The sequence below is a fragment of the Kitasatospora sp. NPDC001119 genome, assembly GCF_053598475.1.
In genome coordinates this window covers 1,556-25,937 of sequence record NZ_JBSFKI010000002.1, presented here as the reverse complement: position 1 = coordinate 25,937, position 24,382 = coordinate 1,556, and the positions used below count along the sequence as shown (strand labels likewise).

General features: G+C 72.0%; 24 protein-coding genes and 4 tRNA genes. 15 read left to right on the top strand and 13 right to left on the bottom strand.

The window, feature by feature from the left end; genetic code table 11:
• Positions 1-88: 88 nt before the first annotated feature.
• Entirely contained in the window at positions 89-289 is a 201-nt protein-coding gene (locus ACWDD9_RS02455) for a DUF397 domain-containing protein (RefSeq protein ID WP_049656434.1), read from the bottom strand.
• Positions 286-1,134: a helix-turn-helix domain-containing protein gene (locus tag ACWDD9_RS02450; protein ID WP_063780290.1), complete on the bottom strand. Its 849-nt coding sequence runs from the start codon at positions 1,132-1,134 to the stop codon at positions 286-288. Before ACWDD9_RS02450 ends, ACWDD9_RS02455 begins: the two co-directional genes overlap by 4 nt.
• Before the next feature lie 371 nt (positions 1,135-1,505).
• On the opposite strand from ACWDD9_RS02450, the gene ACWDD9_RS02445 reads away from it, so the two are divergent.
• The gene (locus ACWDD9_RS02445; protein ID WP_259316694.1) at positions 1,506-1,637 is read left to right on the top strand and encodes a hypothetical protein; all 132 of its coding nucleotides are present in this window, start codon (positions 1,506-1,508) and stop codon (positions 1,635-1,637) included.
• 36 nt (positions 1,638-1,673) lie between these two features.
• On the opposite strand, the gene ACWDD9_RS02440 is transcribed toward ACWDD9_RS02445, so the two are convergent.
• Both ACWDD9_RS02440 and ACWDD9_RS02435 read right to left on the bottom strand, forming a co-directional pair.
• Entirely contained in the window at positions 1,674-2,276 is a 603-nt protein-coding gene (locus tag ACWDD9_RS02440) for a GNAT family N-acetyltransferase (protein WP_049656440.1), read from the bottom strand.
• Between the two features lie 134 nt (positions 2,277-2,410).
• Complete coding sequence (locus ACWDD9_RS02435) at positions 2,411-3,694, bottom strand: adenylosuccinate synthase (protein ID WP_049656442.1); 1,284 nt, start codon at positions 3,692-3,694, stop codon at positions 2,411-2,413.
• 126 nt (positions 3,695-3,820) lie between these two features.
• On the opposite strand from ACWDD9_RS02435, the gene ACWDD9_RS02430 reads away from it, so the two are divergent.
• The 3 genes from ACWDD9_RS02430 to purM all read left to right on the top strand — a co-directional run bounded on the left by ACWDD9_RS02430 (position 3,821) and on the right by purM (position 7,749).
• Positions 3,821-4,666: a diacylglycerol kinase family protein gene (locus ACWDD9_RS02430; RefSeq protein ID WP_387974331.1), complete on the top strand. Its 846-nt coding sequence runs from the start codon at positions 3,821-3,823 to the stop codon at positions 4,664-4,666.
• 331 nt (positions 4,667-4,997) lie between these two features.
• Positions 4,998-6,581 carry an amidophosphoribosyltransferase gene (gene purF / locus ACWDD9_RS02425; protein WP_049654084.1) on the top strand — a complete coding sequence of 528 codons (1,584 nt, stop codon included), beginning with the start codon at positions 4,998-5,000 and terminating at the stop codon, positions 6,579-6,581.
• 82 nt (positions 6,582-6,663) lie between these two features.
• Positions 6,664-7,749, top strand: coding sequence for a phosphoribosylformylglycinamidine cyclo-ligase (gene purM / locus ACWDD9_RS02420; RefSeq protein ID WP_049654082.1), 1,086 nt, complete (start codon positions 6,664-6,666; stop codon positions 7,747-7,749).
• A 149-nt stretch (positions 7,750-7,898) separates the two neighbouring features.
• Here the strand turns inward: purM and ACWDD9_RS02415 are convergent, their stop codons facing one another.
• Together ACWDD9_RS02415 and ACWDD9_RS02410 are read right to left on the bottom strand one after the other, a co-directional pair.
• Positions 7,899-8,156 carry a DUF3073 domain-containing protein gene (locus ACWDD9_RS02415; protein ID WP_049654080.1) on the bottom strand — a complete coding sequence of 86 codons (258 nt, stop codon included), beginning with the start codon at positions 8,154-8,156 and terminating at the stop codon, positions 7,899-7,901.
• A gap of 382 nt (positions 8,157-8,538) precedes the next feature.
• Complete coding sequence (locus tag ACWDD9_RS02410; protein WP_074002053.1) at positions 8,539-9,696, bottom strand: Glu/Leu/Phe/Val dehydrogenase dimerization domain-containing protein; 1,158 nt, start codon at positions 9,694-9,696, stop codon at positions 8,539-8,541.
• Between the two features lie 198 nt (positions 9,697-9,894).
• On the opposite strand from ACWDD9_RS02410, the gene ACWDD9_RS02405 reads away from it, so the two are divergent.
• Together ACWDD9_RS02405 and bldC are read left to right on the top strand one after the other, a co-directional pair.
• On the top strand, positions 9,895-10,833 hold the full coding sequence (locus ACWDD9_RS02405) for a hypothetical protein (protein ID WP_449810609.1): 939 nt from the start codon (positions 9,895-9,897) through the stop codon (positions 10,831-10,833).
• 487 nt (positions 10,834-11,320) lie between these two features.
• A complete protein-coding gene (bldC, locus tag ACWDD9_RS02400; RefSeq protein ID WP_014137253.1) occupies positions 11,321-11,527 on the top strand; it encodes a developmental transcriptional regulator BldC in 207 nt (68 codons plus the stop codon).
• A gap of 359 nt (positions 11,528-11,886) precedes the next feature.
• Here bldC and ACWDD9_RS02395 read toward each other — a convergent pair.
• Both ACWDD9_RS02395 and hrpA read right to left on the bottom strand, forming a co-directional pair.
• A tRNA-Asp gene (locus tag ACWDD9_RS02395) sits at positions 11,887-11,960 on the bottom strand.
• A gap of 156 nt (positions 11,961-12,116) precedes the next feature.
• On the bottom strand, positions 12,117-16,097 hold the full coding sequence (gene hrpA, locus ACWDD9_RS02390; RefSeq protein WP_369808314.1) for an ATP-dependent RNA helicase HrpA: 3,981 nt from the start codon (positions 16,095-16,097) through the stop codon (positions 12,117-12,119).
• A 149-nt stretch (positions 16,098-16,246) separates the two neighbouring features.
• Here hrpA and ACWDD9_RS02385 point away from each other — a divergent pair, with 149 nt between their 5' ends.
• Complete coding sequence (locus ACWDD9_RS02385) at positions 16,247-16,765, top strand: SigE family RNA polymerase sigma factor (protein WP_117488941.1); 519 nt, start codon at positions 16,247-16,249, stop codon at positions 16,763-16,765.
• Positions 16,762-17,655 carry a hypothetical protein gene (locus ACWDD9_RS02380; protein WP_449810608.1) on the top strand — a complete coding sequence of 298 codons (894 nt, stop codon included), beginning with the start codon at positions 16,762-16,764 and terminating at the stop codon, positions 17,653-17,655. Before ACWDD9_RS02385 ends, ACWDD9_RS02380 begins: the two co-directional genes overlap by 4 nt.
• 107 nt (positions 17,656-17,762) lie before the next feature.
• Here ACWDD9_RS02380 and ACWDD9_RS02375 read toward each other — a convergent pair whose 3' ends face one another.
• A complete protein-coding gene (locus tag ACWDD9_RS02375) occupies positions 17,763-18,248 on the bottom strand; it encodes a DUF3995 domain-containing protein (RefSeq protein WP_049656954.1) in 486 nt (161 codons plus the stop codon).
• A gap of 132 nt (positions 18,249-18,380) precedes the next feature.
• On the opposite strand from ACWDD9_RS02375, the gene ACWDD9_RS02370 reads away from it, so the two are divergent.
• Positions 18,381-18,611 (top strand): FitA-like ribbon-helix-helix domain-containing protein, encoded by a 231-nt coding sequence (locus ACWDD9_RS02370; RefSeq protein ID WP_387828296.1) that lies wholly within the window; start codon positions 18,381-18,383, stop codon positions 18,609-18,611.
• The gene (locus ACWDD9_RS02365; RefSeq protein WP_074002058.1) at positions 18,608-19,012 is read left to right on the top strand and encodes a type II toxin-antitoxin system VapC family toxin; all 405 of its coding nucleotides are present in this window, start codon (positions 18,608-18,610) and stop codon (positions 19,010-19,012) included. Before ACWDD9_RS02370 ends, ACWDD9_RS02365 begins: the two co-directional genes overlap by 4 nt.
• A 66-nt stretch (positions 19,013-19,078) precedes the next feature.
• On the opposite strand, the gene ACWDD9_RS02360 is transcribed toward ACWDD9_RS02365, so the two are convergent.
• The 4 genes from ACWDD9_RS02360 to ACWDD9_RS02345 form a co-directional block, all read right to left on the bottom strand.
• Positions 19,079-19,152 (bottom strand) — tRNA-Phe (locus tag ACWDD9_RS02360).
• Between the two features lie 27 nt (positions 19,153-19,179).
• Positions 19,180-19,253: transfer RNA gene (locus tag ACWDD9_RS02355), tRNA-Asp, on the bottom strand.
• A gap of 63 nt (positions 19,254-19,316) precedes the next feature.
• Positions 19,317-19,389 (bottom strand) — tRNA-Glu (locus ACWDD9_RS02350).
• Between the two features lie 115 nt (positions 19,390-19,504).
• Positions 19,505-19,846: a metallopeptidase family protein gene (locus ACWDD9_RS02345; RefSeq protein WP_074002059.1), complete on the bottom strand. Its 342-nt coding sequence runs from the start codon at positions 19,844-19,846 to the stop codon at positions 19,505-19,507.
• A gap of 154 nt (positions 19,847-20,000) precedes the next feature.
• On the opposite strand from ACWDD9_RS02345, the gene crcB (ACWDD9_RS02340) reads away from it, so the two are divergent.
• The 5 genes from crcB (ACWDD9_RS02340) to ACWDD9_RS02320 all read left to right on the top strand — a co-directional run.
• Positions 20,001-20,507, top strand: a complete 507-nt coding sequence (crcB, locus tag ACWDD9_RS02340; protein WP_198959337.1) for a fluoride efflux transporter CrcB — start codon at positions 20,001-20,003, stop codon at positions 20,505-20,507.
• Positions 20,504-20,902 carry a DUF190 domain-containing protein gene (locus tag ACWDD9_RS02335; protein WP_074002060.1) on the top strand — a complete coding sequence of 133 codons (399 nt, stop codon included), beginning with the start codon at positions 20,504-20,506 and terminating at the stop codon, positions 20,900-20,902. The genes crcB (ACWDD9_RS02340) and ACWDD9_RS02335 overlap by 4 nt, the downstream gene beginning before the upstream one ends.
• On the top strand, positions 20,899-21,273 hold the full coding sequence (gene crcB, locus ACWDD9_RS02330; RefSeq protein ID WP_074002061.1) for a fluoride efflux transporter CrcB: 375 nt from the start codon (positions 20,899-20,901) through the stop codon (positions 21,271-21,273). The genes ACWDD9_RS02335 and crcB (ACWDD9_RS02330) overlap by 4 nt, the downstream gene beginning before the upstream one ends.
• A 157-nt stretch (positions 21,274-21,430) precedes the next feature.
• On the top strand, positions 21,431-22,171 hold the full coding sequence (locus ACWDD9_RS02325) for a hypothetical protein (protein WP_449810607.1): 741 nt from the start codon (positions 21,431-21,433) through the stop codon (positions 22,169-22,171).
• A 195-nt stretch (positions 22,172-22,366) separates the two neighbouring features.
• A partial coding sequence (locus ACWDD9_RS02320) for a DEAD/DEAH box helicase (RefSeq protein WP_449810606.1) occupies positions 22,367-24,382 on the top strand: 2,016 nt, incomplete at its 3' end.

Here is a 24,382-nt window from a genome sequence, read left to right as displayed (position 1 = left end):
GAGCGGGGCCGGTCGGCGGCGCCGCCGCACGCGCCGGGCGGGGTCGGGAATCACGGCCGGGATCACGACCGGACGTCAGGGCCGGGCGTCAGGGCCGGGTGAAGTCCCCGTACCGGTCGAACTCCCCGGACTTCACCCCGCGGACGAAGGCGGCCCACTTGCGCGGGGTGGTCCGCACGACGACCTCGGGCCGGTCCGACTCTCGGATCTCCACCAGTTCGCCCGCGGCTCTGACCTCGACGCAGTCGGTGCTCTCACCGCTGGCCGAGGCCTTGCGCCAGGTACTCATGCGAAGTCTTTCAGCAAGCACCGGATGAACTCCCGGGACTCGTCCGGTCCGAGCGCGATCGCCGCGGTCTCCTCCTTGATCCGGCGGTAGGAGGCCAGTTCGACCTGGGTGTGCACGAATGTCGGCCCGTGGGAGAGATCGATCTGGACGGTGTCGAGCTCCGGGACGGGCCCGCGGGCGAGGTACAGGCTCTCCCCGGAGCCGGTGTAGGTGGGCACGCTGAACGGGATCACCCGGATCTCCACCCCGGGCCGTTCCGAGTTCTCCAGCAGGCCCCGCAGCTGGTCGCGCAGCACGTCCGGGCCGCCGAACTGCATGCGCAGCGCGGATTCGTGGAGGAACGCGCTGTACGGCTTCGGGTGGTCGACGAAGATCTGCTGGCGCCGGATCCGGAACGCCTTGCGGATGTCCGCCTCCTGCCGGTACTGGGGGGGAAGCCGCTCGAACACCGCGGCGGCGTAGTCCGGGGTCTGCAGCAGGCCGGGGATGAAGGTGCTGTTCAGGATGGACAGGGAGGAGGCGTGGTGCTCCATCTCCGCGATGTCGATGATCGCGTTCGGCAGCCGGCCGCGGTAGCCGTCCCACCAGTACTTGCGCCGGTCCTGCGTCATCGCCAACAGGGCGTCCAGGTAAGGGCCGTCCTCGCAGCCGCAGGTGTGCGCCCAGATCCGGAGCCGCTCGGCGCTGATGCCCGACTTCCCGTTCTCCATCTGGGAGATCTTGGGCAGGTCGGTGCCGATGGTGGCGGCCAGGCTCTTGGGCGTGACGCCCACGAGCTCGCGCATCCTGCGCAACTCGATCCCGAGGCGCTGCTGGCGCACGGTCGGCGACAAGCGGGGTGGCATGACTCTCTTCTCCGGGTCGCGGCTCGCGTCGATGCTTCCGGTGAAGTGTGCCGCGCGTACCGGGCCCTAGCTACCAAAATGGGGGATACCCCACGATGGAGTGAACGTCTTCCCGCTCGGTAGCAACTCTGGCACCTTGACCCTATGGTCATCCGTGTCACTCACTGACTTGTTGCCGCCTAAACAGTCGTCAAACAGTCGTCTAACGGCCGACATTCGGCCGTAATGACACATCAGATGCATGGTCGCGGCGCCCGAAATCACCGACCGGAGACAGCCATGCCACTCCCCACGCCCCTCGGCCCTCCCCATCGGCCCCATCCACCCCGGCGCATTTCCGCATCCCGGTGAATGCGCTTCTCGTCGCCGGATTGTCGGCGCTCCTGCTCGCCGTCCTGTTCGTCGGCTGGCTGGTCTGGCTGGTGAACATCCAGGCCTGTGAACCCCGCGCGGCCAAGCGCGAGTTCGCGGCCGGCCATTCCGCCCGGGGCGAGCGGAAATAGCCTCCGCGCCCCCTCGAACTCCGCCGGTCCGGCGGCTCAGCCCCGTGAAAGCCGCTCGGTCAGACGGGACTTGGCCGCCGGCCACTCCTCGGCGAGCATCGAGAAGTAGGCGCTGTCCCGCCAGGTGCCGTCGGGGCGCCGGCGGTGGCGGCGGAGGGTGCCCTCGTACTGGGCGCCGAGGCGCTGGATCGCGGTGCGGGAGCGCTCGTTGCGGGCATCGGTCTTCCAGAAGACGCGGCCCATGCCGAGGTCCTCGAACGCGTGGGAGAGGAGCAGCAGTTTGGCCTCGGTGTTGACCGCCGTGCGCCAGACCGAGCGGGCGTACCAGGTGCCGCCGATCTCGACGGACTCGTCCTGCGCGCTGAGGTCGTGGTAGCCGGTGACGCCGACGGCCCGGCCGCTCGCGAGGTCGACGGCGGCGAAGTTCACCGACTCGCCGGCCGCCGCCTCGGCGACGCGGATGTCGAGGACCGCGCCGAACTCCTGCTCCGAGACGGGCGGCAGGTGCATGGTCCAGCGCCAGACCTCGGGGTCGGAGCCGACGGCCGTCCAGAGGTCGGCGAGGTGGCGGCGCTCCAGCGGCTCCAGGCGGATGTGGCGGCCGGTGAGGACGACGGGTGAGGGCAGCTTCGCGGTCATGATCCGAACGTAGCGCCGCCCTGCACTAGAAGCAAGAGATGTTTGCACTAGTGCAAATCTGCCGCGCGAGGCAAAACGAGGGCCCCGCGGGACGGATCCCGCGGGGCCCTCGAAGTGTCAGCCGAGGATCAGGCTCAGATGAACGAGTTGATCTGGATCGTCTCGTCGCGGCCCGGGCCGACGCCGATGGCCGAGATCGGCGCGCCCGACATCTCCTCCAGCGCCTTCACGTACGCCTGGGCGTTCTTCGGCAGCTCGGCGAAGGTCTTCGCCTTGCTGATGTCCTCGGTCCAGCCCGGCAGCGTCTCGTAGATCGGCTTGGCGTGGTGGAAGTCCGACTGGTTGTAGGGGAGCTCCTCGACGCGCTTGCCGTCGATCTCGTACGCGACGCAGACCGGGATCTGCTCCCAGCCGGTCAGCACGTCCAGCTTGGTGAGGAAGAAGTCGGTGAGGCCGTTGACCCGGGTCGCGTAGCGCGCGATGACGGCGTCGAACCAGCCGCAGCGGCGGTCGCGGCCGGTGGTGACACCGCGCTCGCCACCGATCCGGCGCAGCGCCTCGCCGTCCTCGTCGAGCAGCTCGGTCGGGAACGGGCCGGAGCCGACGCGGGTGGTGTAGGCCTTGAGGATGCCGATGACCCGGTCGATCTTGGTCGGGCCGATGCCGGCGCCGGTGCAGGCACCGCCCGCGGTCGGGTTCGACGAGGTCACGAAGGGGTACGTGCCGTGGTCGACGTCGAGCAGGGTGCCCTGGCCGCCCTCCAGCAGGACGACCTTGTCGGCCTTCAGCGCCTCGTCCAGGACGAGGGTGGTGTCGGCGAGGAAGGGCTTGATCTTCTCCGCGTAGCCCAGGTACTCCTCGACCACCAGGTCGGCCGGGATGGTGCGGCGGTTGTACAGCTTGACCAGGATCTGGTTCTTGTCGTGCAGCGCCGCCTCGATCTTCTGGCGCAGGATCGACTCGTCGAACAGGTCCTGGACCCGGATGCCGACGCGGTTGATCTTGTCCGCGTAGGTCGGGCCGATGCCGCGGCCGGTGGTGCCGATCCGGCGCTTGCCGAGGAAGCGCTCGGTGACCTTGTCCAGGGTGCGGTGGTACGGCGTGATCAGGTGGGCGTTGCCCGAGATCAGCAGCTTGGAGGTGTCGATGCCGCGGTCGTTCAGGCCGGCCAGCTCGGAGAGCAGCACGGCCGGGTCGATCACGACGCCGTTGCCGATCACCGGCGTCACGTTCGGGCTGAGGATGCCGGAAGGGAGCAGGTGCAGGGCGTACTTCTGGTCACCGATGACCACCGTGTGACCGGCGTTGTTGCCGCCCTGGTAGCGGACCACGTAGTCCACGGAGCCACCGAGGAGGTCGGTGGCCTTCCCCTTGCCCTCGTCTCCCCACTGAGCGCCAACGAGCACGAGTGCCGGCACAGGCGTACACCCCTTCCGGTTGGGGCATCCTGCGTAGGCCGCAGTCTGCCCCGAGATAGACGAAGCCCCTGGCGCAATGGCGCAAGGGGCTCTTGCACCGAGAGATTACCTGAGGAAGGACCGGTCGTGTCGTCCCTGTCCACGCCTGCTACCGGCGGCCCGGAGCCGCTCCTGCTGCTCCTCGACCCGGTGGCCCGGCAGACCGACGGCGAGTCGGTGCGGATCGCGAAGGACGTGCTCTGCGGGGGAGCGGACGTCAAGGTGGTCTTTCCGGAGAGCCCTTCCGAGCTCGACCGGGTGCTTTCGCACCGGGGTCGGAGGCGACCGGTGGTGATCGGTTCCGACCTCGCTCTGCAGCGGGTGCTCCAGGCCCTGCACCGCCAGCGTGAGCTGGGCGACGAACCGGTGGGGATGGTTCCGGTCGGCCGCTCGGAGGAGCTGGCCGCGGCCCGCGCGCTCGGCGTGCCGGGGGAGCCGGTCCGGGCCGCGCGGGCGGTGCTCTCGGGCGCGCCGCGCCGGCTGGACCTGCTGGTCGACGACGGCGGCGGGGTGGCGCTGGGCGGGGTGCGGATCACCGGCGGGGCCGCGCGCCGTCCGGTGGGCCGTCCGGGTGGCTGGCGTTCGCTATGGGCGAAACTGGCTGCGGCCGAGCAGGCGAACGCACTCACCCCGGACGGCACCGACCACGGCTCCCGGGTCCGGGTCGAGGCCGACGGCCGGCTGCTCGCGGACGTCCACCGGCCGGTCCGGCTGGTCCAGGTCACGCTCCCGACCGGCGCCTCGCACGGAACGGGCGAGATGGAGGTGGTGGTCGCCGCCTCCGGCGCCCTGGTGCGGGCCCGGGCGGCGAGCGTCTCGGTGGTCGGGCGCGGCTTCGGCTACGAGGCGGACGGCCACCCGGTCGGCCCGGTCCGGGCCCGGACCTGGACGGTGCACCCGGGGGCCTGGGGCCTGCTGCTGCCCGCGGCCTGACGGGAGAACCACCGGCGGGCTGACGAGGGAGCCACCGGCGGGCAGCCGGGGAACCACGGGCGGACGACCGCCGGACGACCGCCGGGCGACCGGCGGGGGAACCCCGGGTGAGCAGGCTCACGTTCGTCCGCACCCCGACCCCCGCCGCCGCGCACACCGAACTCCCCAACAGGCGCGAACCGCAAGGCCAACCGCCACGCGCCGGAATTCCCCCCACCCGAAATGCCGGACCGGTAAGGGGTTTTGTCTACGCGCGTTAACTCGCGATCGCGGGACAAAGCCGCAGTCCCGGGGTCCGGAAGCCCGGGTCAACTGCCCTAGACTCGAAGGCGTGCCACGTGGTGACGGAAGACTCAACCACGATCTTCTTCCCGGTGAGAAAGGCCCCCAGGACGCTTGTGGCGTCTTCGGTGTCTGGGCTCCCGGCGAGGAGGTCGCCAAGCTCACGTTCTTCGGCCTTTACGCCCTGCAGCACCGCGGTCAGGAATCCGCGGGCATCGCAGTGAGCAACGGCTCCCAGATTCTCGTCTTCAAGGACATGGGGCTCGTCTCCCAGGTCTTCGACGAGGCATCGCTGGGGTCCTTGCACGGGCATATCGCCGTCGGACACGCCCGCTACTCGACCACCGGTTCCTCGGTCTGGGAGAACGCCCAGCCGACCTTCCGCGCGACCGTTCACGGTTCGCTGGCCCTCGGGCACAACGGAAACCTGGTGAACACCGCCGAACTGGCGGCCATGGTCGCCGAACTGCCCGGCGAGGAGCACGTCTCGCGCTCCGGCCGGAACGCCGCGACCAACGACACCGACCTGGTGACGGCGCTGCTCGCCGGCCACCCGGACCTCTCCATCGAGGAGACGGCCAAGGTCGTGCTGCCCAAGGTCAAGGGCGCGTTCTCGCTCGTCTTCATGGACGAGCACACCCTCTACGCCGCCCGTGACCCGCAGGGCATCCGCCCGCTGGTGCTCGGCCGGCTGGAGCGCGGCTGGGTGGTCGCCTCCGAGACGGCGGCGCTGGACATCTGCGGCGCCTCCTTCATCCGCGAGGTCGAGCCGGGCGAGCTCATCGCCATCGACGAGAACGGCATGCGCAGCTCGCGGTTCGCCGAGGCCAAGCCCAAGGGCTGCGTCTTCGAGTACGTCTACCTGGCCCGCCCCGACACCTCCATCGCCGGCCGCAACGTGCACCTCTCCCGCGTGGAGATGGGCCGCCGGCTGGCCAAGGAGGCGCCCGTCGAGGCCGACCTGGTGATAGCGACGCCCGAGTCCGGCACCCCCGCCGCGATCGGCTACGCCGAGGCCAGCGGCATCCCGTACGGCTCCGGCCTGGTGAAGAACGCCTACGTGGGCCGCACCTTCATCCAGCCCAGCCAGACCATCCGCCAGCTCGGCATCCGGCTCAAGCTCAACCCGCTGCGCGAGGTCATCGCCGGCAAGCGCCTGGTGGTCGTGGACGACTCGATCGTGCGCGGCAACACCCAGCGCGCGCTGGTGAAGATGCTGCGCGAGGCCGGCGCCGCCGAGGTGCACATCCGGATCTCCTCGCCGCCGGTGAAGTGGCCCTGCTTCTTCGGCATCGACTTCGCCACCCGCGCGGAGCTGATCGCCAACGGCATGACCATCGAGGAGATCGGCCGCACGCTCGGCGCGGACTCGCTCTCCTACATCTCGATCGACGGCATGATCGAGGCCACCAAGCAGCCCAAGGACCGGCTCTGCCGGGCCTGCTTCGACGGCGAGTACCCGATGGAGCTGCCGGACCCGGCGCTGCTCGGCAAGCTCCTGCTGGAGGCCGAGATCAAGGGCGGCCAGCAGCCGCCCGCCGTCCGCGGCAAGCCGACCAGCGGCAGCGACCTGGACGGCGTCCAGTCGCTGCTCGGCGGGGCGGGCGCGGCCGACGCGCTGCGCCGCCCGTAAGAACGCACGGTGGGGTCCCGCGAACCGGGGCCCCACCGCTGTTTCCGAACCACCCCCACCTGACCCGAAAGGGCCGCACGCAGTGACCAGCAACCAGAACGGCGCCACCTACGCCGCCGCCGGTGTCGACATCGAGGCGGGCGACCGCGCCGTCGAGCTCATGAAGCAGTGGGTGAAGAAGGCCAACCGCCCCGAGGTGGTCGGCGGTCTCGGCGGCTTCGCCGGCCTCTTCGACGCGTCCGCCTTCAAGAACTACGAGCGGCCGCTGCTGGCCTCGGCCACCGACGGCGTGGGGACCAAGGTGGCCATCGCGGCCGCCATGGACAAGCACGACACCATCGGCCACGACCTGGTCGGCATGGTCGTCGACGACCTGGTGGTCTGCGGCGCCGAGCCACTGTTCATGACCGACTACATCTGCGTCGGCAAGGTCGTCCCGGAGCGGGTCGCCGCGATCGTCAAGGGCATCGCCGAGGGCTGCGCGCTGGCCGGCTGCGCCCTGGTCGGCGGCGAGACCGCCGAGCACCCGGGCCTGCTGGGCCCGGACGAGTACGACGTCGCGGGCGCCGGCACCGGTGTGGTGGAGGCCGACGCGCTGCTCGGCGCGGACCGGGTCCGGGCCGGCGACGTGGTGATCGCGATGGCCGCCTCCGGCCTGCACTCCAACGGCTACTCGCTGGTCCGCCACGTGCTGCTGAACGAGGCCGGCTGGAAGCTGGACCGCAAGGTCGAGGAGTTCGGCCGGACGCTCGGCGAGGAGCTGCTGGAGCCGACCCGGATCTACTCGCTGGACTGCCTGGCGCTCACCCGCGCCACCGAGGTGCACGCCTTCTCGCACGTCACCGGCGGCGGCCTGGCGGCCAACCTGGCCCGGGTCGTCCCGGACGGCCTGCACGCCCGCCTGGACCGCGGCACCTGGACCCCGCTGCCGGTCTTCCGGACCGTCGCCGAGGTCGGCAAGGTGGCCACCCTGGAGATCGAGAAGACGCTGAACATGGGCGTCGGCATGGTCGCGGTCGTCCCGCCGCACTCGGTGGACGCCGTGCTGTCGATCCTGGAGGACCGCGGCGTGGAGGCCTGGCTGCTCGGCGACATCGTCGAGCGCGGCGAGGAGCACGAGGGCGGCGCGGCCCTCTACAACGCCTACGAGGGCTTCCGGGCGAACTGACCCGGCGCTGACGACGGAAGGGCCCCTCCGGAGCTCCGGAGGGGCCCTTCCGTCGTCAGGACCGGCCCGCGCGGCGACCGCCGTACGCGGGAACGCCGAAGACCGGCCCGGCGCCCAGGGCGCCCGGACCGGTCCGGCGGGACTGCTTGTTACGAGCGGCGGGAGGCCTGCGACGGCCCGGTGCCCGGCTCGGTGTCGCCGTCGTCGTCGAGGTCGGCGTAGCGGGCGGCGTACTCCGCGTACGGGTCGTCGTCCTCCTCCTCCTCGATCGGCTCCGGCTCGATCGAAGCGGTGGACGGCGATACGCCCAGCTCGTTGGACAGACGGTTAGCGTCGAACCCGCCGCTGTTGTACTTCAGCTCGCGGGCGACCTTCGTCTGCTTGGCCTTGGCCCGGCCGCGCCCCATGGGTCGACCCCCTCAACGATGGGGCTCACGGCCCCGAGTCTGACACGTGTTCATGATCAGGACCGGCCTGCCCGAATGGGAGGACCGTCCCTTGGAGCATTAACGGTACCTGTTTCCGCCGCTGGACGGTACGTCGTCAGTGTGACGTGGCGCGCACCGACCGCACCCGCGACCAGGTCTTCCCAGGTCAAGGGAGGTTTTGCGGCGTTTTGCGCGCTGTCCAGAGGTGTCTTGGGTCCGTCGTTCCAGGACTGATTATCCCCCCTAGGGGGGCTTCGGATCACCCGTTCGGCCGGAGAAGTGAGAATCCGGTTCCACATCGTGATGCGCGGGGGGCCACTGGGACGGCCCCCCGCGCGCCACGGGGTCGGCTGGTGACCCGTCAGCCGCGGCGGGCGCCGGGCAGCAGCACCGTGCGCAGGGCGCTGATCTCGCGCATCCGCTTCTCGGCCAGGCGGTCGGCCGCGACCGCCGGCGGGACGCCGTCGGCCGTCGCCCGGGTGAAGATCTCCAGGGTGGTGTCGAAGATCTTCGTGGCCTTGTTCTTGGCCCGCTCGAAGTTGAAGCCGTCGATCTCGTCGGCGACCTGGATGACGCCGCCGGAGTTCACCAGGTAGTCCGGGGCGTAGAGGATGCCGCGGTCGGCGAGGTCCTTCTCGACGCCCGGGTGGGACAGCTGGTTGTTGGCCGCGCCGCAGACGATCGAGGTGCCGAAGCCGCCCAGCGCCGCGACGACGTCGTCGGTCAGCGCGCCGCCGAGGGCGCAGGGGGCGTAGACGTCCAGCTTCGCCTGGAGCAGGGCGGCGGTGTCGGCGACCACCTCGACCTCGGGGTGGGCCGCGCGCACGCGGTTGACGGCGGCCTCGAAGGGGTCGGTGACGACGACCGTGGCGCCGTCCGCGACCAGGTGGCCGACCAGGTAGTGGCCGACCTTGCCGACGCCCGCGACGCCGACCCGCTTGCCGCGCAGGGTCGGCTGGCCCCAGCGGGCCTGGGCGGTGGCGCGCATGCCCTGGAAGACGCCGAAGGCGGTCAGGATGGACGAGTCGCCGGCGCCGCCGTGCTCGGGCGAGCGGCCGGTCACGAACTCGGTCTCGCGGGCGATGACGTCCATGTCCTGGACGTAGGTGCCCACGTCGCAGGCGGTGATGTAGCGGCCGCGCAGGGACTCGACGAAGCGGCCGTAGGCCCGGAGCATCGCCTCGTTCTTGTCCTTGTTCGGGTCGCCGATGATGACGGCCTTGCCGCCGCCGAGGTCCAGCCCGGCCAGCGCGTTCTTGTAGGACATCCCGCGGGACAGGTTCAGCGCGTCCTCCAGCGCCGCCTCCTCGGAGGCGTACGGGAAGAAGCGGGTGCCGCCGAGGGCCGGGCCCAGGGCGGTCGAGTGGATGGCGATGATCGCCTTCAGACCCGAGCTGCGGTCGTGGCAGAGGACGACCTGCTCGTGACCGTCGCCGGGGGCGCCGTCCTGCTCGGTACGGAAGATCCTGCTGAGCACGCCGGGTGCGGGGTGCGTGGCGGGGGTCTGTACGTCGGTCACTGTGGTGACTCCAGTATTGAAGGCCCGCTGCTGTGGTGCGGGCGCCTAGGGCGAAGCGTAGTCGGGGGCGCGCCGCCGGTCCGGCGTCTTGCCCGAGCCGGGGCCGGACGTCCGAGGGGTGAGACGGACGGCGGTGCGGAGTGCGGGCGCGAACGGTGCGGGGGCGCGCTCTCCCGGGTCCGCGCGGCGCGTGCGACCATGCAGGACGTGACCGTCGTACGTACCTCCGTACAGCCGCCCTACGCGGCCCACCTGCGGGTCTACGAGCCGCTGGCCGCCTACCCGGAGCCCGACCGGGCCCGCTGGCAGGCCTGGGCGGCGGAGCACGGGCCGGACGCCGCGGAGCCGGCCCAGCCGGTGGCGGCGGCGGTGCTGGAGGAGCAGCGGGAGGCGCTCGCCGGGCTGGCCGCCCGCACGCCCCGGGCACTGCCCGAGCGGGAGAGCGGGCGGGCGTACCTGCGGCTGGTGGACGGCGTCCTGTACGTCTGCCCGTGGGCGACCAGGCTGCGCAGCTGGCAGGCGCTGGAGGAGCTGCGGGCCGGGGCGCCGGTGGCGCTGCTGGACACCGCGCTGCCGCCGGTGGCCCGGGCGGCCGCCGAGGCGGACCGGGAGCGCTGGCGGGCCGAGCACCCGGACGCCCGGCCGTGGATCCTGACCAGCCGGTGGGAGGTGCCGGTGCACTGGTTCCTGCCGTTCGGGGACGAGGACCGCTGCTTCGTGCCGGGCGGGGACGGGCCGGGCGAGGAGGGGTCGGTGGACGGCCCGGGCGGGGGAGGGGAGCGGGGCGGCCGGCCGGCGGCGCTGTTCTACCTGGTGCCGATGGCGCAGGCGCGCCGACGGGTGGCGCGGGCCTTCCGGGCGCTGCGCGAGGCGGAGCCGGACGGGGACCTGGTGCGGGGCGCGGAGCGGGTCGGGCGCTGGCTGGAGGAGTTCCACCCGCGCTCGCTGGTGGAGCTGGACTACGGGGGCCTGGTGCATCTGCTGGGCCCGGAGCGGCTCTTGGCGGACCGTTCGGCGGGGGAGCTGGAGGAGGGGCTGCGGGCGCTGCGGGCCGGGGACACCGCGGAGGCGCTGCGGGTCCACGGGGAGCTGACGGTGCGGTGGCGCCGGGTGCTGGCGCTGCGGCACGCGAACTGACGTCCGACCGCGCGTGTATGACTGTAAGAGTCCTAAGGGCTGCACATCGGATGACCAAGGTCCCGGTTCGGGTCAATAGCTGCCGAACGTGACACTACTCACCGTTGACGCGAACTTACCCCTATGTGCAAAAATGGGACAACCAGCCCAACTTCACGTGAGCGTGCCCACTTTTGGGTGGTTCTGGAGTCGATGCGTGCTTTGCGGGGAAACGGAGGGTCTGGTCCCCTCGTAACCGGATGTCATCACTATGTGACTGTCCGCTATGGGGTGGTCCATCGCCATCCGTCGGCCTTGAACCCGTGAGGGGTCAATTTTGGCGGTTTGGTCGATAGGGCTGGACGGATGGTGTAGTTGTAGACACCAGGACAAGCCGTTCGTCCTATAACCGACTCGGCCCGTCTATGCCATTTCGGGCATCGCGGGCCAAGGTGCAGAATTTGAAGGATAGAACCGCCCTGGTTCGGTTCTCCCGAGGAGGCCGCTCATGACCGCTCGTACCCCTGATGCTGAGCCGCTGCTGACGCCGGCAGAGGTTGCCACCATGTTCCGCGTGGACCCGAAGACGGTCACCCGCTGGGCCAAGGCAGGCAAGCTGACGTCGATTCGCACGCTCGGTGGTCACCGCCGTTACCGTGAGGCGGAGGTGCGCGCTCTGCTGGCTGGGATTCCCGCCCAGCGTACTGAGGCCTGATAGGCCGAAGGCTCTTTTAAAGGGGCCGCTTACCGGACTCCGCCGGGTCCGGTAGGCGGCCCCTTTGTCGTGCCCGCCCGAGGGTGTTCGGGTGTCGGCCGAGTGGTCGGAATGTTGAACTCCGGATAACGATTTGATGCGCGTGAGGTGGGGGGGATTTACAGTGAATAGCTGTACAATTTTACATATTAAATTAACAGGGTTCCGGAGAGGGCTCCACGAGGCCGGCTCCGGAGGGGACCGGGTGACGACCGTCACACGGTCTGTCACTTGTGGTCTAGACCTACTCGGGGTAAAGGGCCGAACGACCAAAAGCGAGAGGCCCGGAACCTTACGGTTCCGGGCCTCTCGCGTTGCGGCGATCCCGACGGGACTTGAACCCGCGACCTCCACCTTGACAGGGTGGCGAGCTAACCAACTGCTCCACGGGACCAGGGTTTCCTGATCTCGTTCACTCGCTTGCCGCGCTGCGAACAAGACAGACTGTAGCCCATGGTGGGCCCCCAGGTCGAACTGGCTCCTGAACGCCCACCCGCACCCGTCCGCAGCTCACAGCACCGGCGGGGGCGGTCACCCGCCCCCGCCCGGGTCAGAGCGTCGCCCGCGCCGCGTCCATCGCCTTCATGATCCGCTTCTCCGAGACCGGGCTCGGCGTGCCCAGCGACTGGGCGAAGAAGCTGACCCGCAGCTCCTCGATCATCCAGCGGATCGCCCGCACCTCCGCGGACGGCTGGTGCCCGGCCGGCACCGCCGCCAGCAGCTCCCCGTACGCCTGCTGGACCTGCTGCACCTTCAGCAGCTGCTGGGCGTCCCGCTGCGGGTGGTTGGGCAGCGCCTCCAGGCGGCGGTCCACCGCCAGCAGGTAGCGCTTGAGGTCCGGCAGCCGCTGCCAGCCGGTGGCCGTCACGAAGCCCGGGTGCACCAGCGAGGCCAGGTGCAGCCGGACGTCGTTCACCGCGTTCAGCAGCACCGGGCTGCTCACCGACTTCAGCCGGGTCGAGGCCTTGTGGAAGGCGATCAGCGCGGTGGCCGTCTTCAGGGTGGTGTCCGCGGACAGGTCGTACAGGTCCGCGCGCACCTTGTCGTGCAGCTTCCCGAAGGCCGCCTCGTCCCAGGCCGGGCCGCCGTTCAGGGCCATCAGCCGGTCCGTCGCGGCCGACACCACGTCCTCGAACAGGGCCGTGATCGAACCGTGCGGGCTGTGCGAGAGCGCCAGCTTCGCCTGGTTGCCCAGCCGGCCCTGGATCGACTTGGCCGGGGAGTTGGTGGTCAGCGTCAGCAGCCGCCGCGTCCCCTCCCACATCGACCGGGCCTGCGCCTCCGGGGTGTCGAACAGCTTGACGCCGACCGACGGCCCCTCGTCCACCAGCGCCGGGTAGGCGCGCATCGAGTGGCCGCGCGAGCGCTGCTCGAAGGTGCGCTGGAGCACCGGCAGCGAGGCCGGCCAGGCGGTCAGCCCGCTCTGCTCGATGCCCTGGCCGGAGGCGGCCGAGGAGAGCGTCTCCTTGAGCTTGGGCTTGAGCTTCAGCCGCAGCTCCTCCAGGTCCTTGGACTCGGCGAGCTTGCGGCGCCCGTCCACCACCCGGAAGGTCACCTTGAGGTGGTCGGGGACCCGTTCGTCGTCCCAGGCCTCCGGGGGCACGGTGACCGCCGTCAGGCGCTTCAGGGCGTGCTCCAGGGCCGGGAGGAGCGGTTCCTGGCGGTCCTTCACCGCGCGCAGCGCCGCCTTGGCGAAGTCCGGCGCCGGGACGAAGTTGCGGCGGACCGCCTTCGGCAGCGACTTGATGTACGCGGTGACCAGCTCCTCCCGCAGACCGGGGATCTGCCAGTCGAAGCCCTCCGCGGTGACCTGGTTGAGCACCGGCAGCGGGATGTGCACCGTCACGCCGTCCGCGTCGCTGCCCGGCTCGAACTGGTAGGTCAGCTTGAAGCGGAGCTTGCCCTGCTGCCAGTGGTCCGGGTAGTCGGCCTCGGTGACGCCGCCCGCGGCGTCGTTGATCAGCATCGACTTCTCGAAGTTCAGCAGGTCCGGCTGCTCGTGCCGGGCCTTCTTCCACCAGGAGTCGAAGTGCCGGGTGGAGACGACCTCCTCGGGCAGCCGGGCGTCGTAGAACTCGAACAGGGTCTGGTCGTCGACCATGATGTCCCGGCGGCGGGCCCGGTTCTCCAGCTCCTCGACCTCGCCGAGCAGCTTGCGGTTCTCCGCGAAGAACCGGTGGTGGGTCTCCCAGTCGCCCTCGACCAGCGCGTTGCGGATGAACAGCTCGCGGCAGAGCTCCGGGTCGATCCGCCCGTAGTTGACCTTGCGCTGGGCGACGACCGGCATCCCGTAGAGGGTCACCTTCTCGTACGCCATGACGGCGCCGGCCTTCTTCTCCCAGTGCGGCTCGCTGTAGCTCCGCTTGATCAGGTGGCCGGCCAGCGGCTCGACCCACTCCGGCTCGATCTTCGCGTTGATCCGCGCCCAGAGCCGGGAGGTCTCCACCAGCTCGGCCGACATCACCCAGCGCGGCGGCTTCTTGAACAGGCCGGAGCCAGGGAAGACCGCGAAGCGGGCGCCGCGCGCGCCGCCGTACTCGCGCTTCTCCACGTCGAACAGGCCGATGTGGGAGAGCAGGCCGGCCAGCAGCGACTGGTGGATCCGGTCGGCGTCCGGCTCGGCGTCCTCGTGCGGCTCCTCGATCGTGACGCCCAACTGCTTGGCGACGGTGCGCAGCTGGACGTAGATGTCCTGCCACTCCCGTATCCGCAGGTAGTTGAGGAACTCCGACTTGCACATCCGGCGGAACGCCGAGGAGGAGAGCTCCCGCTGCTGCTCCCGGACGTAGCGCCACATCGCCAGGTAGGAGAGGAAGTCGGAGGTCTCCGAGTTGAACCGCTTGTGCCGCTCGTCGGCGGCCTGGCGCTTCTCGGCCGGGCGCTCGCGCGGGTCCTGGATGGAGAGCGCGGCGGCGATCACCATGACGTCGCGGACGCAGCCGTTGCGGTCCGCCTCCAGCACCATCCGGGCCATCCGCGGGTCCACCGGGAGCTGGGCGAGCTTGCGGCCGAGCGCGGTCAGGCGCTTGCGCGGGTCCTTCTCGTCCGGGTCCAGCGCGCCCAGCTCGTGCAGCAGGTGGACGCCGTCCTTGATGTTGCGCGAGTCCGGCGGGTCCAGGAACGGGAAGGCGGCGATGTCGCCGAGGCCGGCCGCGGTCATCTGGAGGATCACCGAGGCCAGGTTGGTGCGCAGGATCTCGGCGTCGGTGAACTCGGGGCGGGAGAGGAAGTCCTCCTCCGAGTAGAGCCGGATGCAGATGCCGTCCGAGGTGCGGCCGCAGCGGCCCTTGCGCTGGTTGGCGCTGGCCTGGCTGATCGCCTCGATCGGCAGCCGCTGCACCTTGGTGCGGTGGCTGTAGCGGGAGATCCGGGCGGTGCCCGGGTCGATCACGTACTTGATGCCGGGGACGGTCAGCGAGGTCTCGGCGACGTTGGTGGCCAGCACGATCCGGCGGCTGCGCGAGCGCTGGAAGACCTTGTGCTGCTCGGCCGAGCTGAGCCGGGCGTACAGCGGCAGGACCTCGGTGTTCTTCAGCTTCAGCTTGTCGAGGGCGTCCGCGGTGTCGCGGATCTCGCGTTCGCCGGAGAGGAAGACCAGGATGTCGCCCGGGCCCTCGGCCTGGAGCTCCTCGGCGGCCTCGCAGATCGCCTGGACCTGGTCGCGGTCGCGGTCGCGGTCGACCTCGTCCGCCTCGTCGTCACCGTCCTCGGCGAGCGGCCGGTAGCGGACCTCCACCGGGTAGGTGCGCCCGGAGACCTCGACGATCGGGGCGTCGCCGAAGTGGCGGGCGAAGCGCTCCGGGTCGATGGTCGCGGAGGTGATCACGACCTTGAGGTCCGGGCGGCGGGGGAGCAGCTGCTTGACGTAGCCGAGGATGAAGTCGATGTTGAGGCTGCGCTCGTGCGCCTCGTCGATGATCAGGGTGTCGTACTGGTGCAGGTCGCGGTCGGTCTGGATCTCCGCGAGCAGGATGCCGTCCGTCATCAGCTTGACCAGGGTGTCCTGGCCGACCTGGTCGGTGAACCGGACCTTCCAGCCGACCGCCTCGCCGAGCGGGCTGTCCAGCTCCTCCGCGACCCGCTCCGCCACCGTGCGGGCGGCGATCCGGCGCGGCTGGGTGTGGCCGACCAGGCCGCGCACGCCGCGGCCCAGCTCCAGGCAGATCTTCGGGATCTGGGTGGTCTTGCCGGAGCCGGTCTCGCCCGCGACGATCACCACCTGGTGGTCCCGGATCGCCGCCAGGATCTCGTCCTTCTTCTGGCTGACCGGGAGCTCGGCGGGATAGCCGATCTCCGGCACGGCCTTCCGGCGGCGCTCGACGACCAGCTCGGCGCGGTCGATGTCGGCGGCGATCTCGGCGGCGACCTTCTGCCGGGCCTCGGGCTTGCGGACCCGACGGGCCCCCTCCAGCCGGCGCCCGATCCGCACCTGGTCGCGCAGGGTCAGCTCGGGCAGACGGGCGGCCAGCTCGCCGATTCCGGGGCCGCCCTCGGCGGGTACGGTGGCGGACTGGACTGCGGGAGAACTCACTGCGGGCATCCCTCTAGGTTCGCAAGGAGGCACGGCGGAGCGCACCTCGGTTTTCGAGCCCCTCCAGTGTCACAGCCGTGAGCGGCGAATCGCGAACGCCGGGCAACGGTCCACGGCCGTCCCGGGCTCTGGGGGGTGAGGAGGTGCTCATGGGAGCCCACAAGACCGCCCGGGACGAGGAGTTCCGGACGTTCGTCGGCAGCGCCTGGTCACGGCTGCTCAGGACGGCGTACCTGCTCGCGGGGGACCGGCACGGCGCCGAGGACCTGGTCCAGCAGGCGCTGGAACGGGCGTACGCGGCCTGGAACAGGGTGCGTGCCGCGGACGATCCGTACGCCTACGTGCGCCGGATCGTGATCAACGAGCACGCCCGGCGGTTCCGGCGGCGGCTGGTCGAGTACCCGGTCACCGAGTTCCCGGACCGGCCCGCGCCGGCCGGCACCGACCCGGACGACCGGGCCGTGCTGCTCGCCGCGCTCGGCGCCCTGCCGCCGCGGCAGCGCCAGGCCGTGGTGCTGCGCTACTGGGAGGACCTCAGCGAGACCCAGACCGCGGAGGCCATGGGCTGCTCGGTCGGGACGGTGAAGAGCCAGGCGGCCCGAGGGCTGGCCAAACTCCGCGGGGCCTCCTCACTCATCGGACTGACGAGCATCGGAGGGGCAAGATGAGCAACCAGTACCTGCCCGGGGACGAGGCGGGCGGCGACGAGCCGGCCACCGTACGGGCCCTGGGCGAACTGGCCGGCAGCGTCGAGACCGGGACGGTCCCGTACGACCGGCTGGTCGCCGGGGGCCGGCGGCGGCTGCGGCGCCGGCGGCTGCTGACCGCCGGGGTGGCGGCGGCGCTGGTCGCCGGGATCGCCGGGGGGACGGCGGTGCTCGGCGAGCGCGGCCGGCAGGCCGTCTCGACGGTGGTCGCGGCCTCGGCCACCGACGTGGCCGTCCCCGGCTCCGCGAGCGGCACGGCCACCCCGAAGGCGCCCGGCGCCCGGGACCCGTTCAACCCCACCCGGGTCAAGGTCGGCGAGGGCACCGCGAACGGCCACGCCTGGGAGGCCTGGGTGGCGCTGTGGCCGACCTCCCCCACGAAGGAGGGCGCCCTCAAGCAGGCGCAGCTGATCCGGGCGGAGCGGTACGCCGTCAACCCGGACGTGAAGCCGGTCAGGCAGAGCGACGTCGACAGCAACTGGGACGCGGGCATCGACGAGGTGAACTACTACTACACGGTGGACGGCAAGCGGCAGGCCGACGACTCCGTGCAGGCGGTCTCCTCCCCGGGCGGGTACCCGGCCGCGGTCGGCGGCGCGTCGCTCGGCCTCAAGCACGCGACGGGCATCCCGCCGGTGGTGATCGAAGGGGTCCGGGCCGAGGTCGCGAAGGTCGCGGTCGACTGGAAGACCGGCGGCACCACCGAGGCGGTGCCGGTCGCGGTCGGGGACTCCCCGTTCCGCTACTACGGCGTGGTGGCGAAGCCGGGCACCGACGCCGCGAAGATCACCCACTACGCGGCGGACGGCTCGGTGGTGAGCAGCACCGACAGCTGGCTCCGGACCTCCTGACCACCTGACCGGGCCGGATGGCGGGCTCGACGGAACCGAGCCCGCCGTCCGCGACCCTACTCAGGCGCCAGGAACTCGGTCAACGCCGCTCGGCCCCACCGCCCGGCTCACCGTGCCGCCGCCCGGCGGACGGTGAGCCGGGCGGCCGAGACGACCGCGAACAGCAGGCCGCCCGCCAGGAAGAACGGCTCGTAGCCGAAGGTCGCGAACCGGGCCATCGCGTCCAGCCCGGCCCCCGACCGGCCGCCGGTGGCCAGCGCGATCCAGTCCGGCACCGACGGTGCGGCGTGCAGCACCAGCAGCGCGGTGGTGCCCCACAGCGCGAAGCCCAGCAGCCGGGCCGGCACCCGGGCACCCCACCGCCGCACCGGCGCCAGCGCCACCGCCGCGGCCACCGCGCACAGCGGGATCGCGATCACGTCGATCACCAGCAGCGGCGTGCTGCTCCACACCGACAGCCCGTCCGGCAGCCCCAGCCGCCCGTCCGCCAGCCAGTACACGTGCACCAGCGCGAAGGCCACCGCCCACCCCGCCGCCGCGTACCCGGCGCCCCGCGCCACCCGGTTCCACCCCGTGTCCCGTGTCGTCTCCATGCCGTCCACGGTCCCGCGCCGCCCCACCCCGCCGGATCGTCCCGCGGGCGGTACCCCCTCCCCCTCCAGGGGGAAACGGTCGCCCACCCGGAAGTGCCAGCAATATGCAGCTGGTGCAGCTAAAATGCAGGCATGACAGCCATCACCATCCGCGAAGTCCCGGACCCGGTCCTGGACACCCTCAAGCTGAAGGCCGCGCAGGCCGGAAAGAGCCTCCAGGCCTACCTGCTCGACCTCGTCACCCGCGAGGCGGCCACCCCGTCGCTCGCCGAGATGATGACCAGGCTCGACCGGGAGGCCCGGACCGAGATCAGCACCGCCGACATCCTCTCGGCGATCGACGAGGGCCGGGAGCGCCGGTGACCTCCACCGTCGTCGTGGACTGCTCGGCCCTGGTCCGGGCACTCGCCGACCACGGCCCGGCCGGCCGCGCCGTCCGCGCCCGGCTCCGCGACCTGGATGTGCTCGCCGCCCCGGGCCTGCTCGACTACGAGCTCGTCTCGGCCCTGTTCGGCATGGTCCGGGGCGGGAAGCTCACGGCGAAGGAGGCGGAGAAGGCGATCGCCGACTACCAGGCGCTCGCCGTCACCAAGCACGAGACGCTGGTCCTCTGGCAGCGGGTCCGGGAGCTCCACCACGACATCAGCGCCTACGACGCCCAGTACGTGGCACTCGCCGAGACCCTCGCCGTCCCCCTGGTCACCAGCGACGCCCGCATCCGACGCAGCGGCGCGGCCAGGTGCGCGATCGAGGTCTTCGCCTAGTCGGCCGGTGGGGCGGGAGAACGGCGAAGCCCCCGTAGCGAATTCGCTACGGGGGCTTCCGGGTTGTGGCCAGGGCCGGGGTCGAACCGGCGACCTTCCGCTTTTCAGGCGGACGCTCGTACCAACTGAGCTACCTGGCCGTACTGCACCGTCTCTTGCGAGACGAGCGATCCCGACGGGACTTGAACCCGCGACCTCCACCTTGACAGGGTGGCGAGCTAACCAACTGCTCCACGGGACCTAGAAGTGGCGAACCACTCAGGGTCTTGCGGTCTTGCGCACTGCACTTTACTACGGTACTGCGTGCCCCCAACGGGATTCGAACCCGTGCTACCGCCTTGAAAGGGCGGCGTCCTGGGCCACTAGACGATGAGGGCTTGTGGCCTGTCCCGCTGTTCCCAGCGTTCGGGGACGTCGAGAAGCATATGGGATGCGGGGCGGATCGCCAAAACGGGTTTCGGCCGGGTGGGGGGCGGGGCCCGTGGGCGGGGGTCAGGACCAGCCCAGCTCGTCCAGTTCGTGGTCGTCGAAGCCGAAGTGGTGGGCGACCTCGTGGATGACGGTGGTGCGGACCTCCTCGACCACCTGCTCGTGGGTCTCGCAGTGGCGCAGGGTGGGGCCGCGGTAGATCAGGATGCGGTCGGGCAGGACGCCCGCGTACCACTCGCCGCGCTCGGTGAGCGGGGTTCCCTCGTAGAGGCCGAGCAGCTCGGGGTCGCTCGGGTCGGGCTCGTCCTCGACGAAGATCGCGACGTTGTCCATCATGGCCGCGAGCTGCGGGGGGATCTGGTCGAGGGCGTCGCCGACCAGCGATTCGAACTCTTCCCGGGTCATCTCCACCGGATCATTGTCCGGTGCCGGATGACGGTGTGCCAGGTGGCGGGGGCCGGTGTTTGATGGGGCTGTGACGACTTCGGAGGGCGCCGTGGACGACGCCGCGGACGGCACCTCGCCCGGGGGCACCGCGGCGGACGGCCCGGCCCGGGTGCTGCCGTCGGGCGCGGCGCCGGCCCCCGGCGGACGGCTCGGCCGGGCCCGGCCGCCGGTGCTGCGCGGGCAGGGGCGGGCGGTGGCGGTGGTCGCGCTGGGCGGGGCGATCGGGGCGGTCGCCCGGTACGCGGCCGGGCTCGGCTGGCGGACCGGGCCGTCGGCCTTCCCGTGGACGACGCTGCTGGTCAACGTGGTCGGCTGCGCGGTGATCGGGGTGTTCCTGGTGGTGATCACCGAGGGGCGCCAGGCGCATCCGCTGGTGCGGCCGTTCTTCGGCACCGGGGTGCTGGGCGGGTTCACCACCTTCTCGACGTACGCGGTGGACGTCCGCCGCCTGCTGGAGGGCGGCCGGCCGGGGCCCGCCGTGGCGTACCTCGGGCTGACGCTGGCGGGCGCGCTGTTCGCGGTGTGGGCGGCGGCCGGACTGACCCGGCGTCTGGTGCACCGGGCCGTCCGCCGCGGGGCCGAACGGGGCGCGACGGCGCCCGGTGGGGGCGCGCGGTGAGCCGGCTGAGCGGGCCGGCGCTCCGGCTGACCGTGCTGGTCGGGGAGAACGACCGGTGGCAGCACCGGCCGCTGTACAGCGAGATCGTGCACCGGGCCCGGGCGGCCGGGCTGGCCGGGGCGAGCGTGTTCCGGGGGATCGAGGGGTTCGGGGCCTCGTCGCTGGTGCACACCACGCGGCTGCTGTCGCTGAGCGAGGACCTGCCGGTGGCGGTGGTGATCGTGGACGAGGAGGAGCGGGTGCGGGCGTTCCTGCCTCAGCTGGACGGGATGGTGGCGGAGGGGCTGGTGCTGCTGGACCGCTGCGAGGTCGTGACCTACGCGGGCCGGGGGCCGGCGGCGGAGCCGGGCCGGGACGCGGGCCGGGATCCGGGCCGGGGGGAGACGGCGGAGTGAACTGGCTGCTGGTGGTGGCGGGCGCGGTGGTCGGCGCGCCGCTGCGGTACCTGACCGACCGGGCGGTGCAGTCCCGGCACGACTCGGTGTTCCCGTGGGGGACGTTCACGGTGAACGTGGTCGGCTGCCTGGTCCTCGGGCTGGTGACCGGCGCGGTGGCGGCGGGCGCGGCCTCCTCGCAGGTCCAGCTGCTGCTGGGGACGGGGCTCTGCGGGGCGCTGACCACCTACTCGACCTTCTCGTACGAGACCCTGCGGCTGGCCGAGACCGGGGCCGGACGGTACGCGCTGGCCAACGCGGCCGGCAGCGTGGCGGCCGGCCTGGCCGCGGTCTACGCGGGCGCGGAGCTGGCCTCGGCCCTCTGGGGCTGAGCGGGGCGCCGGAAGCCCCCGGGAGGGCACGGTGCGCCCTCCCGGCCCGGGCGAGCTTGGGCGCTGCCCGTGTCCCGCCGGGCCGGGCGCGCGTTGGGCACCAAAAGCGGCCGCGCGCGAGTGGGCGGCCCGGGTGGGGCGGTAGAGAGGGACCTCAGTGGCTTCGGTACGGGCGGCACGGACGGTGCGGGCGGTACGGGCGGTGCGGGTGCGGCTGGCCGTGGCGCGTACGGCTCCGGGGCGGGCGGCGGCGCTCCCGCGCTCGCGCGCGGTACGGGCGGCGGCGCTGCTGACGGTGACCGGGCTCGGGCTGACCGGCTGCATGTCCGTCGGCCCGGCGGCGGAGGAGAAGCACGGCGTGGCGCCGGTCGGGCAGGCCGGTCCGGCGGCCCGGCCGGGGGCGACGGGCGGGCCCTCGGCCTCGCCGGGGGCCGGGCACCCGGGCGGGGCCTCGGGCCATCCGGAGCGGCCGGGGGGCCTCCAGGGCGAGGGCGGGGCGAACGGGGCCACCGTGACGGCGCCCGGCGAGGCGGCCCAGGGGGCGAACGGCGCGGTGGCCGGGGTGGTCCCGGTGCCGGGGTCGGGCGCTCCCGACGGCGGTCCGGGCGGCGGTTCGGCGGGCGGTGCGAACACAAGTCCCGTGCCGCACCCGGGCGGTGGCCCGGGCGGGTCGGGCGGTACGGCGGGCTCCGGCGGTACCGGCGGGGCGGGCGGCACCGGGGAGGGCCGCTCCGGCGGCGGCTCGGCCGGGACGCCCTCGTCCACCCCGAGCAGCCACCCGTCCGGCACCCCCGCGCCCGAGCACAGCTCGCCCGCCGCGACCGTCCCGCCGGCCCCGGACCCGTCCTCCGGCAGCTCCGGTTCCTCGGCCCCGAGCCCGCGGGTGGTCGCGCATTAGGTGATTGAGCAGGGGATTTGCCTCTGATCCCCAGGTTCGTCTATGGTGGTAGATCGTTCGTTTGATCCATTTGACTGGCGCCCTATTCCCATCTGGCGCCCTTGGCGCGTTCCGGCGATCCGTGGCTGACCGCATAGAGGCGGTTGTGAAACAGAACCCCGGACTTTGGCGCGTGCCACTTCCGGAAGGTTTTGCATGTCTCTCGTTGACGACGCCCGCTTCGCCATGCCCGCGAACGAGGCCGCCGCCGATGTCACCGACACCAACGACATCAACGACATCACCGACACCGCCGCGGACGAGGTGATCGCCGAGGCCGTGGAGACCGTGGAGGCCACCGAGGAGGCGGCCGCCGAGCCCACCATCACCTTCGGCGACCTGGGCCTGCACGACGACGTCGTGCGTGCCCTCGCCAAGCGCGGTGTCACCACCCCGTTCCCGATCCAGGCCGCGACCATCCCGGACGCCCTGGCCGGCAAGGACGTGTTGGGCCGTGGCCGCACCGGCTCCGGCAAGACCCTCAGCTTCGGCCTGCCGCTGCTGACCCGCCTGGCCGACGGCGAGCGCACCAAGCCCAAGCACCCGCGCGGCCTGATCCTCGTCCCGACCCGTGAGCTGGCCATGCAGGTCGCCGACGCCCTGGAGCCGTTCGGCTCGGTGCTCGGCCTCAAGCTCAAGGTCGTCTGCGGCGGCACCTCGATGTCGAACCAGATCTACGCGCTGGAGCGCGGCGTCGACATCCTCGTCGCCACCCCCGGCCGTCTGCGCGACCTGCTGAACCGCGGCAGCGCCAAGCTCGCCGACGTCCGGACCGTCGTGCTCGACGAGGCCGACCAGATGGCCGACATGGGCTTCCTGCCCGAGGTCACCGAGATCCTCGACCAGGTGCCGGCCGGCGGCCAGCGCCTGCTGTTCTCCGCCACCCTGGAGAACGAGATCGACACCCTGGTCAAGCGCTACCTGAAGAACCCGGTCACCCACGAGGTCGACCCGTCGGCCGGCGCGGTCACCACCATGACCCACCACATCCTCGTGGTGAAGCCCAAGGACAAGGCGCCGATCACCAACGCGATCGCCGCCCGCAAGGGCCGCACGATCATCTTCGTCCGCACCCAGATGGGCGCCGACCGCGTCGCCGAGCAGCTGATCGAGGCCGGCGTGAAGGCCGACGCGCTGCACGGCGGTATGACCCAGGGCGCCCGTACCCGCGTCCTCGGCGACTTCAAGGACGGCTACGTCAACGTCGTCGTCGCCACCGACGTCGCCGCCCGCGGCATCCACGTCGACGGCATCGACCTGGTCCTGAACGTGGACCCGGCCGGCGACCACAAGGACTACCTGCACCGCTCGGGCCGCACCGCGCGCGCCGGCCGCTCCGGCGCCGTCGTCACCCTGGTGCTGCCGCACCAGCGCCGCGGCGTCTTCCGTCTGATGGAGGACGCGGGCGTCGACGCCTCGCGCCACATCCTCGACCACGCCTTCGACGCCGAGGTCGCCAAGATCACCGGCGCCCGTTCGCTGACCGAGGTCCAGGCCGAGAGCGCGGCCGGCATCGCCGGTGCCGCCGAGCGCGAGCTCGCCGACATGACCCGCCAGCTGGAGCGCGCGCAGCGCCGCGCCACCGAGCTGCGCGAGGAGGCCGACCGCCTGGCCGCCCGTGCGGCGCGCGAGCGGGCCGAGCTGGGCATCGAGGACGAGGAGCCGGCCGCCGAGGCCGAGTCCGGTGAGTCGGCCGAGGCCGCTCCGGCCGCCGAGGCCCCCGCCGCGGCGCAGGCCGAGGACCGTGCCCCGTCGTACCGCGAGGCGCGCGGCGAGCGTCCGGCCTACGGCCGTGACCGTGACCGTGACGACCGCGGTGGCCGTTCGGGTGGCTTCGGTGGTGGCCGTGACCGCGATGACCGCGGTGGCCGTTCGGGTGGCTTCGGTGGCGGTCGTGACCGCGATGACCGTGGTGGCCGTTCGGGTGGCTTCGGTGGCGGCGACCGCGAGCGCGGTGGCTTCAACCGTGACCGTGGTGGCTTCGGTGGCGGTCGTGACCGTGACGACCGTGGTGGCCGTTCGGGTGGCTTCGGTGGCGGCGACCGCGAGCGCGGTGGCTTCAACCGTGACCGTGGCGGCTTCGGTGGCGGTCGTGACCGTGACGACCGTGGTGGCCGTTCGGGTGGCTTCGGTGGCGGCGACCGCGAGCGCGGTGGCTTCAACCGTGACCGA

Bases quoted from the DNA above. Each gene is read 5' to 3' on its own strand.
- ACWDD9_RS02385 (WP_117488941.1), top strand. From the start codon at position 16,247: ATGGGAGCCCACAAGACCGCCCGGGACGAGGAGTTCCGGACGTTCGTC.
- ACWDD9_RS02345 (WP_074002059.1), bottom strand. From the start codon at position 19,846: ATGACCCGGGAAGAGTTCGAATCGCTGGTCGGCGACGCCCTCGACCAG.
- ACWDD9_RS02375 (WP_049656954.1), bottom strand. From the start codon at position 18,248: ATGGAGACGACACGGGACACGGGGTGGAACCGGGTGGCGCGGGGCGCC.
- ACWDD9_RS02455 (WP_049656434.1), bottom strand. From the start codon at position 289: ATGAGTACCTGGCGCAAGGCCTCGGCCAGCGGTGAGAGCACCGACTGC.
- ACWDD9_RS02415 (WP_049654080.1), bottom strand. From the start codon at position 8,156: ATGGGGCGCGGCCGGGCCAAGGCCAAGCAGACGAAGGTCGCCCGCGAG.
- ACWDD9_RS02440 (WP_049656440.1), bottom strand. From the start codon at position 2,276: ATGACCGCGAAGCTGCCCTCACCCGTCGTCCTCACCGGCCGCCACATC.
- bldC (WP_014137253.1), top strand. From the start codon at position 11,321: ATGACCGCTCGTACCCCTGATGCTGAGCCGCTGCTGACGCCGGCAGAG.
- ACWDD9_RS02380 (WP_449810608.1), top strand. From the start codon at position 16,762: ATGAGCAACCAGTACCTGCCCGGGGACGAGGCGGGCGGCGACGAGCCG.
- ACWDD9_RS02370 (WP_387828296.1), top strand. From the start codon at position 18,381: ATGACAGCCATCACCATCCGCGAAGTCCCGGACCCGGTCCTGGACACC.
- ACWDD9_RS02405 (WP_449810609.1), top strand. From the start codon at position 9,895: ATGCAGGACGTGACCGTCGTACGTACCTCCGTACAGCCGCCCTACGCG.
- ACWDD9_RS02450 (WP_063780290.1), bottom strand. From the start codon at position 1,134: ATGCCACCCCGCTTGTCGCCGACCGTGCGCCAGCAGCGCCTCGGGATC.